The organism is Exiguobacterium sp. s129 (assembly GCF_018617585.1).
GTDB classification, from domain to species: domain Bacteria; phylum Bacillota; class Bacilli; order Exiguobacteriales; family Exiguobacteriaceae; genus Exiguobacterium; species Exiguobacterium aestuarii_A.
Genome location: NZ_JACSKL010000012.1, coordinates 17,866 through 34,491 on the forward strand (window position 1 = coordinate 17,866; position 16,626 = coordinate 34,491).

Here is a 16,626-nt window from a genome sequence, read left to right on the forward strand (position 1 = left end):
GATAAATATGGGTATCTCTTCTGTATTCGTATGGAGGAGGTTCAATCGATGGCATGGAAAAGGAAAATCGGTATCGGATTTTTAATGGGTGCCTTATGGGTGAGTCCCCAACTCGTTTCCGCTGAAGGGTCGTTTCAACAGACCGAAGACGGGATTGTTTACACGTCGAGTGACGGGACGCTGTTGACGGGGTGGCAACAAATTGATGACAACATGTATTATCTCGATGCGGAAGGGATCCTTCTCACTGGATGGCAACAAATCGAAGAAGCTACATATTATTTTGAAACGGATGGTCGCCTCGTCACCGGCAGCTATTCCATCGACGGAACGACCTATACCTTTGGTGAAGACGGAAAACTGCTGACCGGATGGCAAGAACGAGATAGGCTCCTCTATTATTACGATGAGACTGGTCAGCCCGTCACAGGATTCCAGACGATTGACGACAAGCGCTACTATTTCTCAGACAAAGGCGTTCGCCTCTCCGGTTGGCAGCAAATCGCCGGGGCAAAGCATTACATCTTTTCAGACGGGACGATTCGTACCGGTATGTATACGCTCGGTGGCAAATCCTACTTTCTGCTGAATGATGGTAAAGTCGCGACCGGATGGCAAACAATCAAAACCCGTTCCTACTACTTTGGAAATGACGGGGTCCGTCGCCAAGGCCTGGCCTGGGTCGGGAAAGACGTATATGGATTTCACCCGACTTACGGATATAGCCTGAAAGGGGCATATCGGTTGCGCGACCGCAATTACTTATTCGATTCAACAGGAAAGCGGCTATATGGGTTACAACGGATCAATGGCAAAACATACGGTTTCCACCATCAGTACGGGTATCGTCTATAAAGGGAAATTCAAGATGGGCAATGAAACGTACTTCTTTCATTCGACCGGCGTACAAGAGACCGGATGGAAATATTCGACACGCTATGAGTACTTCGCACCGGCACTGACGAAGAAAACGGACTGGCAGCTGATCAAAGGACAATGGTACTACTTCGATGCCAATGGACGCATGTACCAAAACAAACGTGTCGGCAATGCCTCGTTTGATGCGAAAGGAGTCTATTCCCCTCGGCTATCGATGTATAAGATGAGCGTCCCAATCTATCGTCAGTTCCCGATGGGGTATCCGTCCGGTTGTGAATTCTTCTCGCTCAAAATGGCGCTTGAAGAAAAAGGTCGTGCTGTCAGCGCATCGACCTTATACAACGAGATGCCGAAGAGTATGTGGAACGCGCGTTATGAGAATCGGTTATATCGCTGGGTCGACCCGAACGTCATGTTCACCGGCGACCCACGCCGTACATTAGGCAAATACAAGAACTACGGCATTTACCCGAAAGGCATGATTGGATTTTCTAGTAAATATCGCCCGGTAAAAGACTTGTCGGGGCAAGGGCTCGCTTCAATCGAACGTGAGCTGGCGATGGGCAACCCCGTCATCGTCTGGGCAAGTGTCGACTTCAATAAACCTTACGGCTATTTCAATTGGTACACTGCTTCAAACAAGAAGTTCACCGGATACGTGAATTACCACGTCATGTTGGCGACCGGTTATGACAAATCAAATCTATATATCAATGACCCATATCGTGGTCGACTCGTCGTTCCGAAATCGAAAGTGAGCGCCGTCATGGGTGCCACGGGATGGAAAGCGCTCGCGGTCAGATAAGTGGGAACGTGTCTTTCATGAGGGAGACACGTTTTTTGCTGTCTGATTAGGAGAATAGTACGAAAAACAGAAATATAAATTCCTATTTTTATTCATAAATATTGAAATTCAACTTCTTAATGATACACTCCCATTAAGAAGTTGAAGCGCTTACATTTTCTAAGGAGGAACTTTCATGAAAAAATGGATTGGTGGTATGGCAGCATTGACGCTACTCTCGACTTCAATCGTCTTGCTTGATGCGGATGCGAAATCTGAACCGAAAAATCCTAAGGTCGAGCTTGGTGTCGACCGCTTGATGGAGAATCCGGATATCTTGAAAGGAAAACGAGTCGGACTGATCACAAATCCGACCGGGATCAACGCGGAGCGGACAAGCATCGTCGATTTGTTCGACCAGTCCGATGACTTTGAATTGACGGCACTATATGGACCCGAACACGGCGTTCGAGGGGATGCCCAGGCCGGCTCCACTGTCAGCTCTTACATCGATGAGGTGACAGGTTTGCCCGTATATAGTTTATATGGCGCTACGAAAAAACCGACTCCTGAAATGTTAGAAAATGTGGATGTGCTCGTCTTTGACATTCAAGACGTTGGGACTCGCTATTATACGTATATCTACACAATGGCATATGCGATGGAAGCTGCTGCCGAGAATGGAATTCCATTCGTCGTCCTCGACCGCCCGAACCCCCAAGGTGGTCTTCGCGTCGATGGTCCGGTGCTCGACCCTGACTACTCCAGCTTCATCGGGCTCTATCCGATTCCCTTGAAGCATGGAATGACAGTCGGCGAACTCGCGCAGTTGTTCAATAGTGAGTATCACATTCAGGCCGACCTCGAAGTCGTCAAAATGAAGGGATGGAAGCGTTCGATGATGTATGAGGATACGGGGCTTCCATTCGTCATGCCGTCCCCAAACATGCCGACGACTGACACAGTCAACGTCTATCCTGCGACCGGATTATTTGAAGGAACGAATTTATCTGAAGGGCGCGGGACGACAAAACCGTTCCAGTTGATCGGCGCCCCGTATATACAAGCACACGAGTATGCGAAAGAGCTGAACGACCTTGACTTGCCTGGTGTCGCCTTCCGGGCCGCCTCGTTCACGCCGACATTCTCCAAACATGCGGGCAAACTGACGCACGGGGTCGAGGTCTATGTCACCGACCCGACTCGATTCGAATCAACGAAAACTGGGATAGCGATGATTCAAACGGCACACGATTTGTATCCGGACGACTTTGCGTTTCTAGCGAACGACTTCATCACTAAACTGACAGGAAACGCCTATGTGAAAGACATGATTCTCGAAGGAGCACCGCTTGATGAGATCCTGACTAAAGTCGAGGACGAACGGGATGCGTTCCTTCCGATTCGTAAAGACTACTTGATGTATAAGTGACAGAAGGATGGGCTCACGAAGAGTCCATCCTTTTTGTAATGAAATGGTAAAACCAAAAATCAACCAAATAATATAGAATATAAGAAGTTTAACAAAAGGAGTCGATCCATTTGAGAAAAATCATGACCGCTATCCTCTTGACCTTCTTCATGTCGCTATCGGCAACGTTGTCGCAACAATCCATCGTTGCACATGCGTATACGGAAGTATCGGTCAATACGAAAGGGTATGTGACGAATATTAGTAAATTATACGCGCGCCCCACACCATCGCTCGGTGCCCCACGACTGAATGCCATTCCTCGTGACGGCTCGATGCACGTACGCACCACCTTTTTTGTGAATGGAGAGCGTTGGTACAAGATTCAATGGGGCAGCGGGTACGCCTATGTGCCTGGGGATTATGTCCGTTTGTCTACTGCCGAAGTTCGTTTCACGACTCCGACCTACGTCAAACCTTCGAGCGTGTATGTGAAGTCTGCACCGCTGACGACTTCGTCGAACGTCAAATTTTTACGCCAAGGCACTGCACTCGAAACAATCTCGTATCGCTATACGGGAACGTCTCGATGGTATAAAGTCCGTTACGGCTCGTACGTCGGGTATCTTCAAGCCAAGCATGTCAGCTTCACGTCGCCAGTCAACGTGTTAACAGAGACGAACAAAGAACGACAGGCAGCCGGCTTATCGCTACTCGCCGCTTCGAACGAAGCAAACCGTGTCGCACAAGTCCGAGCGGATGAAATGGCTAGGACAGGTCAGTTCTCCCATACGTTGAAGGAGAACGGTACGCCTGGTGATACATTACGTGCCTATGGCGTGTCGTACCGGGGATGGGGAGAAAACATTTACAAAGGCTCGAGCGACCCGGTCCGGGCGGTGGACGCCTGGATGAACAGCAGCGGTCACCGTGCCAACATCTTGAACGCGAACTATACACATCTCGGGATTGGGAAAGCGACCGATGCCCAAGGGTCGACCATTCACGTTCAAATCTTTTTGACGAAATAATCAATGGGAACCAGTCACGTCGGTGGCTGGTTTTTTGGCACAAAAAAGAGCGGGTCTGCACCCGCTCCACCTCTTATCTATTCATACCTCATGCTCTTTCACAAGCACACGAAAACGCGGTCGGACAGTCAATTCGATTGACGTCACGGTCCGCTTCCGGTCTTCCGCGAGAACGATCAACAGCTCCGCATGGTCACGTCGGTCCTCTAAGATTTCGACCTTACTGACGGTCCGAAGCAATTGGTAGTAAAGAAGTTCCCCGTCCCGGTCTTTCACATTGATTTCAAACTCATGATAGCTCGGCGAAATTTTAAAGTAGAACGTCTCCTCTTTATTGGTGAATCGAAAAATCGACTCGTCATAGTAAAATGGTAACGTCGAATCCATCCGTTTCGGTTCGACTGTACAAAATGCAGACAGTACGATTTCGTCCGGGAATAACGCCCCCTCATGTTTATTGAATTGCCACCCTTTCATCCCAATCCCTCATTTCAACACAATAATTATCTGAATAATTAGATTATTACACATTTTCATGAATCCGGACAGGTATATTCGTGACAATCCACGAACACCTTTGTGTAGAATGATGAGTCTTTCACATGAGAAAGGAGTACATCTATGTCGATCATCTCGCTCAATCATGTTACGAAACGGTTCGGTGACACCATCGCCTTGAACGACCTTAGTCTGAACGTCGAAGAAGGCGAACTGTTCGGCCTCCTCGGTCCGAACGGTGCCGGTAAGACGACCGCGATTTCTGTCATGTTGAATCTATATGAGGCGGATTCCGGATCCATTCACATCTTCGGACAATCGATGCCAAAAGACGAACTGTCCATCAAGCGCCGTGTCGGGATCGTCCCGCAGCACGTCTCCGTCTATGACCAACTGACCGTTTATGAGAACATCCAGTTTTTTGCCGAATTATACGGATTCAGTCCAAAAGAAGCGAAACAAAAGACCGAGGCCGCGATTGCGTTCGTCGAACTCGATGCCCATCAAAAGAAACGCCCACCTGAACTGTCCGGCGGTCTCCTCCGCCGCCTCAACATCGCATGCGGAATCGTACATGAACCGGAACTCATCTTTATGGATGAGCCGACCGTTGCCATCGACCCCCAATCACGGAACACGATCTTAGAGAATATCCGTGAACTGAACCGTCGCGGGGCCACCATCATTTATACGTCACACTACATGGAAGAGGTCGAGCTGCTCTGCGACCGTATCGCCATCGTCGACGAAGGAAAAATCATCGCCGAAGGAACACAAGACGAACTAAAAGACCGTGTCATGACGCTCGAGACGGCACGTATCAAAATCGATGCGCTCACGCCTCATCTGCTCGAACGGCTCGATGCACTCGACCACGTCCAAAAAGTGCAATATGAGGAACCGTATATCGAAGTTTCGCTCGATAAAGATACGCCGCTCGCTCCGCTCCTGGATACGCTTCATCAGGAACATGTTCACTTCACGTCCATCACGGTCGACCGTCCTTCCCTCAATACCGTCTTTTTGGCATTGACCGGGAAGACGCTCCGGGAATAGGAGGTCCTTTCATGTGGACATTTATCAAATATGATGTGAAACAGCGGCTCCGGGATCGTGCGACACTTTTTTGGATGCTCCTCTTCCCGCTCATCCTCATCTTCGGACTTGGGACGATGCTATCGGCCGTCTTCAGTGACACGTTCAAACTCCCTGTCACAAACGTCGCCTACGTCGAAGCATCGACCGATCAGTATCGTGAACCGCTTGAGAACTTTTTGAACGACGAAGACATTCAGGCGTTCATCCGCCTTGTCCCTTATGAAGACATCGTGTCAGCCGAACAAGGGGTGAACGATGGGGATGCAGACGTCATCTTACGGCTCGACGGCAGTGACCTCACGCTGTTATACGAAGAACCGACGACCGTCGAGTTTGACGTCCTTGAAGCCATTCTCGGTCAGTATACGGCAATCGCCAACCAACAAATCACACTCGCAGAGGCCGGTCTGTCGGCCCCGTATGAGAATGAGGCGTGGCTTGATACGGAAAGTGTCGATTTGGAGGGGCGGACCCCGACATCGCTTGAATATTTCACTGTCACCATCTCCATCATGACCGCTCTGTTCGGGTCGTTTTATATCACGGCGATGACTCGGGAAGAACAACCAAATATCGGCAGTTATTTAAGAATTCAAGCCGCTCCTGTCCGAACGGTCCAATATCGGCTCGCACGGACGTTCAGCCGCTACGTCATTATTTTGCTTCAGCTCATCTTGTTGTTCTGGTTCAGTCATTTCGTCTATCGGACGTTTGATTTGGCAAATATCCAGTTCGGTTATTTGATTCTTGCCTGGCTCGCCTTGACCGCGTATGGGGTCGCTGTCGGATTTGTCATCGTCAACCTGCCGAAGTTGAGTACGACGACGAAAGATGCGGTCGTCAACGGATTTGTCGCCATCATCATGATTTTATCAGGCGGCTACGTCCCCGGATTCGATCAAGTAACGCTGAACTATGCGCCGTGGGCCGCATATGTGTTCATGCCGATTTTTATGCGCGACGGGATGCTCGCCGTCATGCTTCGGGAAGGCGACATGAGCGTCTATTGGGAAAGCCTCGGTTTACTCGGGGTCCATCTGCTGATCTTCATCGTACTCAGCTATCTTCTGTCGAAAGGGGTGAGACGCCATGGTACTCATTAGGCACGTCGCTAAACGGATGCTCCGAAAGAAAGGGCTCTGGGTATTCACGTTTGTCTCGATGTTCGGTTTCGCGCTCATCCTCTCCTTCGTCGGTGGGACGTCGAGTCTTAATGCGTCGATTGGAATTGTCGATGAGGACGGGGGTATTCTCGCCGAGCGCCTCATTGAAGAAGCCGAACGTTTCGGTCGGGTCACCATGCTCGAGACGAGTGGAGAAGATGTCTTGTTAGAAGGAGAAGACATCGTGCTTCTCATTCCTGAAGATTTCACGAAACGAGCCTTTTCAGGTGATATGCCTCGCCTCTCGTTCTCCGCAATCGCCGGCAGTGACGCTTCTTTAGTCGAACAGGCATTGAACGGCCACTTGTCACGTGAACGCCAGCTTCTTGAGGCGAGTGAATATGACGAAGCCACATTCATCCCACTCGCGACCGAGGAGACAGATAACGGGTACACGCTCTCTACTGAACCATTCCAAGAGAGCGTCGCCACGACTGCACGCACACAAGCGTTTTTCGGTCTCTTGTCGTTCATCATGATGTCGACGTTCCTCCAGTTCATTCCGATGTTTGTCGCGGATGACCGGGACGAGAAGATTTATGCCCGCCTGTTCGCCTCACCGGTGTCACCACGGCGGTATTTCGCATCACTTCTTCTCGCCTTCTATCTCGTCGGCTTTGTCTATGTCATGCTGTTGATTGGCGTGAGTCTCGCGCTTTACGGTCAAGACGTGTGGACCCATCTCCCGACCGTCTTCGCCTTGTTCTCGGCCTATCTGCTCGTCTGTCTGGCATTTGGTGGCCTCATCGCGGTATTTGCGACGAATCGAGAGAAGGCGAACATCTTTCAAATATCGGTCACGATGGCATCCGCCATTACCGGAGGCGCGTTCATCAGTCTGCTTTGGTTACCAGATTCATTGAAACTCGTCGGACGTTTCCTACCGACCTATTGGCTAAATAACGGGGTCATCACGATGTACGAAGGACAGTTTCCGTTCCTCTCTATCCTCGTTATGATCGGCATGACCGCCGTCGTCTTCTTGTTGACGGTTCTCGTCTTGAAAAAGCGTCCACTCACCGTTTGAAAAAGCGAGTCCTCCAGCTTTGACTGTGGGACTCCTTCTTAATGTGTCACATAGTTTCTTATAGAGAGAAGGAAGTGTTTATGTGTCTATTGGAAGAATCATCTACTATCATCGTAAAATGCAACATAAAACCCAGGAACAACTTTGCGAAGGTATTTGTTCCACTACTCATCTAAGTAAAATCGAAAACAATACAAAGGAAGTTAATGCAAAAACCTTAGTGTTACTCTGTGACCGCCTAGGTATTTCAATCGAAGAGGAGAACCGTAAGACCGAGGAGCTGAATCGAAAGCTCGCTCAATTCTATGAATCGATGGAACGCCTTCACCGCGATTACGCAACACGTTTGAAGAATGAACTGGAAGATGAGCGAGATTTTGTGAGATGTACCGAAATGGTTTATCTATTCGATTTATACATGCTACGCTATTTATTGTTTACCAATCAATCTTCTCAATTTGAAGATGGAGCGAAACGTCTTAAGAAAAATTTCAATAAATTATCCTCTTTCGAAAAATTTCTATGGAATTTCTTTCAAGCCGTATACCGTGCACAACAACTACGGTTTTCCGAATCACTTATTTTACTCAATCAAATCGAGAAGGAAGCCGAACTATATAGTGGTAAAGTAACGGATTATTATTACTACAAAGCAGCTGTCCATGGGCAATTGAAGCACTTCACCTTATCTCTACATTACTCACATAGAGCGTTACAAACATTTCAAAGCACTGGGAATCTTTCGCGCATGTTGCATGTGAAAATTGGGTTGTCAGCAAATCTCATCTACATCAATGACCTAGAGGGGGCGGAACATCTTCTCCAAACCGCTCTTCATGATGCAGAAATGTTGAACGATCATGTGACGCGACCGATTGTTTTACATAATCTTGGTTTATGGTATTACAAGAAAGGTAATCTCAAAGACGCTTTGCATTACTTCACACAATCACTTCAACTAAAGCAATACAATACTTCTGGCTATTACGGAACAGTTAGCGAGATGGTTAAAGTTCAACTTGATTTAGGGGAGAAAGAAGTAGCAATCGACTTACTAAAAAGCGTCTTGAGGGAATTTGAAGGAGAACAGTCCGGTCAGTATGTGGATTTGATGGTTCTATATTTAGAAATGAACGGGGACACAAAACGCCTTACCGAGTATCTCATCGAGTATGCCATTCCGATTATGGAACAAGAAGATATATACAAAGCGGTTTCATATGCCGAAAGATTAGCGACTATTTTTAATCAACATGGTGATCCTGTTCGCTCAAATGACTATTTACATCTTGCCAATTCATTATTAAAAAATCTTTTATTCAATCACTCACACACTTAATGAGCAAGTAGCCCTGCTACTTGCTTTTTTCTAAGTCATATTTCCTCTGTCTTTTCATAGGCGCTTCATCCTGTTCTTCAGTCATTTCATGATTATAGATAGGTCTTTTGTCTGTTCTTCAAATAATTTCCCCAACTTTCCCTTCACTTTTATCCGGATTTCTTTCTACCAATCACATTATCGTACTCTTTGAGAGAAGTATCACCAGGATATGGACAGAATTTTCCCAATTAACAGAATTCACCCCCTCGCCCTACAATATGAATAGCACGAACCACAACTTAGTTACGAGAAAGAGGCGAACATGATGAAAAGGAAATATGGAACACTCTTTGCTGTTGCGTTGACAACGAGTCTAATTGGAACCTCGGTTCTTCCCTCCCCTACAATTGCCGAACGCTCCTCGACAAAGCTAGAATTTATTCAAACGAAGCAAGTGGAGAATGTATTAAAAAAACTGACTAAAGAACAACGACAGGCAATTCAACAAGTAGAAGCCCAACCAACGTTTAAAATTTCTCCCCACATCAATACGATGAGTGAAGGCTTGGTAGATGTAATTGTGGAATTCAATCAAGCTCCTGCGAAAGTTGAAGTACTGAAACAAGCAGCGAAAGGTGTTCGAACAAGTCAACGTGAAGCTGCTCAAAAAGTAGAACAAGCCCATGCATCGTTCAAAGAAGCATTCAACGCCCTAAAAAATAAAAAAGGTGCGAATCCATCATTAAAAGACGCCAAAATCACGAAAGAATATCGATTGGCAATCAACGGGGTCGCTATGACGATTCCCGCGAACGAAATTGAACATCTTTTAGACGCTGGTGACGTCAAGCGCGTTTGGAAAGATGAAACCGTTCAACTCGAACTTCCCGAACAAAACAAGGCATCTACCCAATCAAAAATGATGGATAGCATCCCTCAAATCCATGTCGATCGACTCCATGCAGAAAACATAACCGGCGAGGGCATCAAGGTCGGTGTACTCGATACTGGGGTCGATTACAATCACCCCGATTTAAAAAATGTATACAAAGGGGGTTATGATTACATAGACAATGACTCGAATCCGATGGAAGCGACATATGAGGATTGGAAGAATTCAGGATTACCTGAGAAGCATCCGATTTCGGGTTCTGCCTATTACACGGAACATGGCACACATGTCGCTGGTACAATTGCAGGTGATCAAAAGAATGATGTGGATTATGCGGTTAAAGGGGTCGCTCCCCATGTCGATTTATATAGCTATCGCGTCTTAGGTCCATATGGTTCAGGTGCGACTTCAGGGATTCTCGCAGGAATTGAGAAGTCGATTGCAGATGAAATGGATGTCATTAACCTTTCTCTTGGAGCATCGACAAACGATCCGCTTTATCCAACATCTGTCGCCGTCAACCACGCGATGTTATCAGGAGTGGTCACAGTTGTGGCTGCGGGTAACAGCGGACCAAATGAAGGGACGCTCGGTGCACCAGGTGCCGCAGCGCTTGGAATCACTGTTGGTGCTAGTGATTTCGCCATGCCAATCCCGAACTTTGAAACCGTTCAGGCAAGTGGAGAAACATTTGAAAACGTCTTGCTGATGGGGAAAAACTTCTCAGATGATTTGTCTACTTTTGAAAATCAATCGTATGAAGTTCAATTCGCTGGGATTGGGACATCATCTAGTTTTGAAGGGCAAGACTTCTCTGGCAAAATCGCTCTGATTGAGCGAGGCGATATCACGTTTGTTGATAAGATCAAAAACGCACGTGAAGCCGGAGCCATTGCTGTGATTCTCTATAACAATGTTGATGGAAACATTTCGTCATATCTCGGTGAAGGACCAGATTATATCCCTACATTCCGAATTTCTAAAGTCGAGGGAGAACGTTTGAAACAATTAGGTGACAATACACAAATTACGTTCGGTTCGTTGAACAGCATTCAAACAGAAGGTGATCACCTCGCTAGTTTTAGCTCCCGAGGACCGGTAGCTGGAAGTTATGATATAAAACCAGACGTTGTGGCACCCGGGGTCGCTGTATTTTCGACTGTTCCAGAATATATGAATAGCCCTGATCCGGGTATTGATTATTCGTCTGCCTATAAGCGACTACAGGGAACATCGATGGCTGCCCCTCACGTTGCGGGTGTGGCTGCACTCATTCTCCAAGAGAATCCCGATTATTCCCCGTTTGACGTGAAGGCCGCTTTAATGAACACTGCTGAGGACTTGAATGGTGAAGTGTCTGTATTCGAACAGGGAGCCGGTCGAATCGATGCGTATGAAGCCGTTCATACCGACATGTCTATTAAAGTATTAGGTCAGACGAAACATTTGGATGGTCAAGGACAAGTGATTGAAATCGATGAAGAGACCGGATCATTGAATTTCGGAAATCATTTTAAAACAGATCAATCCATACAGAAGAGTAACGATATTTCGATTGCGAACAGCGGTTCACAACAAAAATCGTTTACACTCAAGGTCGAATATCATCCAGAACGTACAGGAATCAAAGATCCTGTGAAGAATGGTCTTGTACTGAGCGTGCCGAACCGAATCGATATTGCTGGTGATGACGAACAAGTGATTTCGCCACAACTCACCATTCCTGCCGAGGCAGAAGAAGGTCGTTATGAGGGTTATATTCATATGACGAATGAAGAAAATCCAGCGGAAACGTATCAAATTCCATTTGCCGTTCGTTTAACTGCCAAAGGATTTGATTATTTAGAGACGAATAGCCCAACGCTCGCCAACAATACACCGAAGTGGCAATACTATAGCCCTGCTATCACCGCTGCGTTTCAAATGAAGAGCGGATTCAACCAAATTGATATCGTGATGAAGGATGCTAGCAGTGGAGATGCAATCGGGATAGTCGCTTCCCTTTCGGAAACGTCAGCGAAGCCTGATTTCAGATATTACATTCCGAATGTATTTAATGGTTCAGTGTATCCATTCACAGGAGACGCCGAACAACCCGTCTCTTCTCAGCTCGTCGATTTACCTGAAGGAAATTATAATTTGATGTTTATCGGGTACGATGAAGATGGAAAAACGTACACAATCGACACCCCAGTGTTGATTGATAACTCAAAACCGGAAGTAACGTTTGATCGTGCACCGGATGTTTACGAAATCAGTGAAGAGATGTATACGGAGAAAGATGGACAATCCGCATTCTATATTCACGGAAAAATTGAGGATGAGGCAGTCGACATCCTGCAATCACGAGGTCTCTCATATGATCAGTCATCTAATAAGTTCTTTATTTCTACAGGAACACGTGAATACTTTAACTGTTGTTTCCCGAAAGCAGACGCAAATGGTGAAACTTACTTTGGCATTGAGCCTTCTGATATCGCAAACGGTCCACTTCGCCTCAGCTTAGCAGCAACCGACCTCGCAGCAAACGTTCACTATCAGCGCTATATTTTTGTGCAAGAAGGAACAGAGTATGTGACGTCAGATTATAAACAAACAGAGGTTGGTCTAGGTGACACGTTAACGATGACTCTCAGTATGAACAATGTGAAAAACTGGGTGAATGGTCAACAAACCATCGAGTTCAAAGGAGACTATTATTCGTTCCAGTCGTCCGAACTAAATGAATCTTTCCAAAGTTACGCTTCAGAAAATGGGCTTCGTACCACTCTCCAAGATCCGATTATCAAAGATAACGGATACTATGATACCGTCACTTTAAACGCTGGATTAGAAGGTGATGACTTTAATGGATTTGATGGGGATATGCCATTCCTTGATGTCACATTCAAGGTTATCGGGGACGAATGGTATTACGGAGAGGATAAATTACAAGTCGTAAAATCCTCATATACACAATCAGGAAGCATGCAAGCTGTCACTCTCCCTTATTACAGTACGTCAAAATTCAATTTTGTCAGTACACATACCTTGATTCGGGGAAGCATTAAACCGGAGGCATTCTTAAAGAATGGAACGTCCTTACCAAACGGGGTCGTTCAAACAATCGGGGCAACGGTATATGCACTCTTACCAAATGGTGACAAATATGAAGGAGTCATCGCTTCAGACGGAAGGTATGAAATCACAGGTGTTCCTGCCTCACGTGATACGTATCAAATTGTCGTAGATGTTCCTGGACACGTATCCACTTACACACCTGTTATCACTGGTTATGAAATTAAAGGTGATTTATTTGGACGATATGTAAACGCCGGCTTCCAGATCAACCGAGCCGGGGATATAAACGATGACAGTCTCATCGATATTAAAGATATCCGTGACATCATAGAAGCGTTCGGACAAGAAAACCCGGATGTTACGAGCATGGATGTCAACCAAGATGGGATTGTGAATGAAATCGATCTTCGATTCATTGAAAAGAACTTCTTAACAAAAGGACCTGATGCACCAAAAGGAAAATCCCCATTGGAAACCATCGGGAAGAAAAATCTCACTTACTATCTAAATCAAGTAGGATTATCGCCTACAAAATAAGAATCATACAAAAACCCTGTTCTCTCCGACTAGTCGTGGAGAGAACAGGGTTTTATTGTTGTAGTGTCGGAACCACTTTTTCAAAGAAGACATCGACGAGCGTCGGATCGAACTGTTTGCCCGCCTCTTGTTGAATGATGGCAAGCGCCTCTTCAATCGACTTCGCCTGTCGATAAGGACGACCCGTCACCATGACGTCGAACGTGTCTGCGATCGAGATGATGCGGGAAGCGAGCGGAATCTCATATTCACTCATCCCTTTCGGATATCCTTTCCCGTCCCATCGTTCGTGATGGGCCAAAACAATTTCAGACAGGGCGACATATTCAGGAACCGTACTTAAAATATTGTAACTGACCTCAGGATGTCGTTTAATTTCGCGCCATTCAGATTCCGTCAAGGCACCCGGTTTATCTAAAATATCGTTACTAATCGCTACTTTTCCGATGTCGTGCAAAATAGCGGCCGTACGAATTTCATTTACTTCGGCGCTCGTGAAGCCCATCGCTTCTGCGAGCTTTCCAGACAAATTCGCAACACGATGAGAGTGCGCCTCTTCACGGGGAATTTTTTCATACAGCGTCCGCATGATCAGTTGAATCGAGTGATGACGGCGACTTTGTTTCTCGGATACTTTATGATGGTACATCCGGTCTTCCGCTAAATTGAAGACGTCCGTCAATCCGATGGACGCGTCATGCTTGACCGCCTCACCGAACGAGGCGGAAATCGGCAGTCCTTCCACCGTTTGTCCGAGGAAGAGGCGGCTCAAACGATCAGACAAATGCTTCGCCTCGTCAAGTGTCGTGTTCGGCGAGATGACGACGAACTCATCTCCACCGATACGTGCCACTTCATCTTTCGCTCGCAACTCATTTCGTAAAATATTCGCCGCTTCGACGAGCAGCCGGTCTCCAATCAAGTGCCCGAACGCATCGTTCGTCAACTTCAGCCCATTAATATCGATGACGATCAGTGACAATGGATAAAACGCATCGTCGTCATAACGTTCCAGCGCTTCTTCAAAGTACCGACGATTTTTTACCCCTGTCAACTGGTCGTGATAGCTTAAATACTCGATTTCTTTCTCGTACTTTTTCTTCTCTGTGACGTCACCAATATATCCGTGCCAAAGGACATGACCGTCAGCAATTTTCTCTGGGCGGGACGACCCTAAAATCCAAATTGTTCGTCCATCCTCGGCTAATACTCGAAACTCCGCGTCCCATATCGTCAAGTTCCGATACGATTCATCAATCGACTGCATGACGTGAGGATAGTCATCGGGATGCATCCGTCGGAAGACGAGTCCGGCATCTGCCTGCACTTCGTCCGCAGAGATTCCTAACATGTCTTCAAAGCCGCGACTGGAGAATGGGAAGTTGAAGCTACCATCCGGCAACAACTCGAACTGATAGATGGCTCCCGGAATTTGGTCAGACAGTTTCGTCAACAAACGGTCTCGTTCGGCTAATTTCTCTTCCAACTGAACGCGATCCGTTACATCTTTCGCGACGGCGTAAATGTAGTTTCCTTGAAGCTTACAGTGCCATTCGATCGAGCGATAGGTGTCATCAATCGTTTGGAAGCGATTGACGAAACGGAACAGTTCTCCTCGTTCCTCGAGTTCTGCGAAGGCAGCTTCTGTGATGCCATCGTCGTCTGGGTGAATCAAGCTAAGAAAGTCCATATTTTCGAGTTCGTCAATCGAATATCCGAGCACCCGCTCCCACGTATCGTTCAAATGTAAGATTTGACGCGTATTGAGCGCCATGATGCACTCCAAATCAAGTGTCGCAAATCCATCGAACATCGACTTCTTCGTCTCACCGACTTGGTGATCCGCTTTGACTAACTGCTCGAGCACGTGGACAAGATACAACTCGACAAGTCCAAGTCGATTCGCGACATCTCCTTCGTTCATAATAATGGTCAAGTCGCCATAGAGAACTCCGTTTTTCTCGATTTTAAAGAGGACGACCTCTCCGAGTGAAAAGATGCGAAGTAAGTTTTTGACGAGCCGTTTCGGTAGCGTCCCATCAATCAACGGATCAATCCCATCGAAGACGAGTGGATTCGGTCGGTTGAACAGCTCTCTTCGCTGTTTTGTCATAGGCCATTTCTTCCCGACCGGATGAAATCCTAACACATCGAGGCTTCGTTCTAACATCTCGTCCATGCCGGACAACGCGACCGTCGTATATGACTCCCCATCGCTTTCCATCAAATTGAGCGCGACCGCTTTCGCCCCAGTGAAATCACGAATCTGGTCAAGAAACTGTTGGTTCATCAACAAATCGCTTCCCGTTGAAACAAAACGATGCGATACGTTCACGAGTTGCTTCAAGGCATTGTTTTCCTGTACATGTCGCGTAATGTCATGGAACATGACGGAGACAAAGCCTTTTCGTTCACTGAAAACGGACATTTCGAACCACGATTTGTTACGGCGAGAGAAGTGTTCAAATGTCACGGTACCGCCATCACTGACGACCCGTGCCACTTGAATCATCCACTCCCGCTCGCTATATTCAAAATCCTTCAGTGCCGTCGACACTTTCTGCCCGATAAAATGTTTTCGTTTTCCCTTCATCATCTTCTCGAAGGCGGCGTTCACTTCAAAGAATTCATAGTCAATCGGCTCCGAAGCGTCATCGTAAATCACTTTAAACTCGACGTAGCCTTGGGGCATATGGCGCAACAATGTAGCGTATGAAGAATGAATGGGGTTTGTCACGTCACTTCCTCCTCAGCAATTAAACTCAATACCTAGTTTACCTCATTTGTGATAGATTCCCTATTTTTTCCGAACTCATTCCCATCTTCTTATTATAAGTTTTCGTAAACTGCATTCAGAGTACTTGTTACCTGCTCATTCATTTGTTAGACTGATTTCGAAAACCGATATCGAAATTCGATAACAAG

At 46.7% G+C, this 16,626-nt stretch carries 11 protein-coding genes; 9 read left to right on the forward strand and 2 right to left on the reverse strand.

The genetic code is table 11. The features are described from left to right. Nucleotides 1-48 precede the first annotated feature (48 nt). From KNO92_RS14840 to KNO92_RS12220, 4 genes are all read left to right on the forward strand, one after another. Nucleotides 49-855 carry an N-acetylmuramoyl-L-alanine amidase family protein gene (locus KNO92_RS14840; RefSeq protein ID WP_251127119.1) on the forward strand — a complete coding sequence of 269 codons (807 nt, stop codon included), beginning with the start codon at nucleotides 49-51 and terminating at the stop codon, nucleotides 853-855. Next, on the forward strand, nucleotides 791-1,684 hold the full coding sequence (locus tag KNO92_RS14845) for a C39 family peptidase (RefSeq protein ID WP_251127120.1): 894 nt from the start codon (nucleotides 791-793) through the stop codon (nucleotides 1,682-1,684). The genes KNO92_RS14840 and KNO92_RS14845 overlap by 65 nt, the downstream gene beginning before the upstream one ends. Nucleotides 1,685-1,880: 196 nt before the next feature. After that, the gene (locus KNO92_RS12215; RefSeq protein WP_251126940.1) at nucleotides 1,881-3,095 is read left to right on the forward strand and encodes an exo-beta-N-acetylmuramidase NamZ family protein; all 1,215 of its coding nucleotides are present in this window, start codon (nucleotides 1,881-1,883) and stop codon (nucleotides 3,093-3,095) included. Nucleotides 3,096-3,205: 110 nt separating this feature from the next. Beyond that, the gene (locus tag KNO92_RS12220) at nucleotides 3,206-4,105 is read left to right on the forward strand and encodes a CAP domain-containing protein (RefSeq protein ID WP_251126900.1); all 900 of its coding nucleotides are present in this window, start codon (nucleotides 3,206-3,208) and stop codon (nucleotides 4,103-4,105) included. A gap of 81 nt (nucleotides 4,106-4,186) precedes the next feature. Here KNO92_RS12220 and KNO92_RS12225 read toward each other — a convergent pair whose 3' ends face one another. Beyond that, on the reverse strand, nucleotides 4,187-4,582 hold the full coding sequence (locus tag KNO92_RS12225; protein WP_214693899.1) for a hypothetical protein: 396 nt from the start codon (nucleotides 4,580-4,582) through the stop codon (nucleotides 4,187-4,189). 144 nt (nucleotides 4,583-4,726) lie between these two features. Here KNO92_RS12225 and KNO92_RS12230 point away from each other — a divergent pair, with 144 nt between their 5' ends. The 5 genes from KNO92_RS12230 (at nucleotide 4,727) to KNO92_RS12250 (ending at nucleotide 13,701) form a co-directional block, all read left to right on the forward strand. Continuing rightward, complete coding sequence (locus tag KNO92_RS12230) at nucleotides 4,727-5,659, forward strand: ABC transporter ATP-binding protein (RefSeq protein WP_214693900.1); 933 nt, start codon at nucleotides 4,727-4,729, stop codon at nucleotides 5,657-5,659. An 11-nt stretch (nucleotides 5,660-5,670) separates the two neighbouring features. Further along, complete coding sequence (locus KNO92_RS12235; RefSeq protein ID WP_214693902.1) at nucleotides 5,671-6,804, forward strand: ABC transporter permease; 1,134 nt, start codon at nucleotides 5,671-5,673, stop codon at nucleotides 6,802-6,804. Beyond that, on the forward strand, nucleotides 6,791-7,891 hold the full coding sequence (locus KNO92_RS12240) for an ABC transporter permease (protein ID WP_214693904.1): 1,101 nt from the start codon (nucleotides 6,791-6,793) through the stop codon (nucleotides 7,889-7,891). Before KNO92_RS12235 ends, KNO92_RS12240 begins: the two co-directional genes overlap by 14 nt. A gap of 82 nt (nucleotides 7,892-7,973) precedes the next feature. Next, nucleotides 7,974-9,230: a helix-turn-helix domain-containing protein gene (locus KNO92_RS14990; protein ID WP_214693906.1), complete on the forward strand. Its 1,257-nt coding sequence runs from the start codon at nucleotides 7,974-7,976 to the stop codon at nucleotides 9,228-9,230. Nucleotides 9,231-9,537: 307 nt separating this feature from the next. Next, nucleotides 9,538-13,701 carry a S8 family serine peptidase gene (locus KNO92_RS12250; RefSeq protein ID WP_285800661.1) on the forward strand — a complete coding sequence of 1,388 codons (4,164 nt, stop codon included), beginning with the start codon at nucleotides 9,538-9,540 and terminating at the stop codon, nucleotides 13,699-13,701. 52 nt (nucleotides 13,702-13,753) lie between these two features. Here KNO92_RS12250 and KNO92_RS12255 read toward each other — a convergent pair whose 3' ends face one another. Continuing rightward, nucleotides 13,754-16,438 (reverse strand): sensor domain-containing diguanylate cyclase/phosphohydrolase, encoded by a 2,685-nt coding sequence (locus KNO92_RS12255; RefSeq protein WP_353047404.1) that lies wholly within the window; start codon nucleotides 16,436-16,438, stop codon nucleotides 13,754-13,756. Nucleotides 16,439-16,626 lie beyond the last annotated feature (188 nt).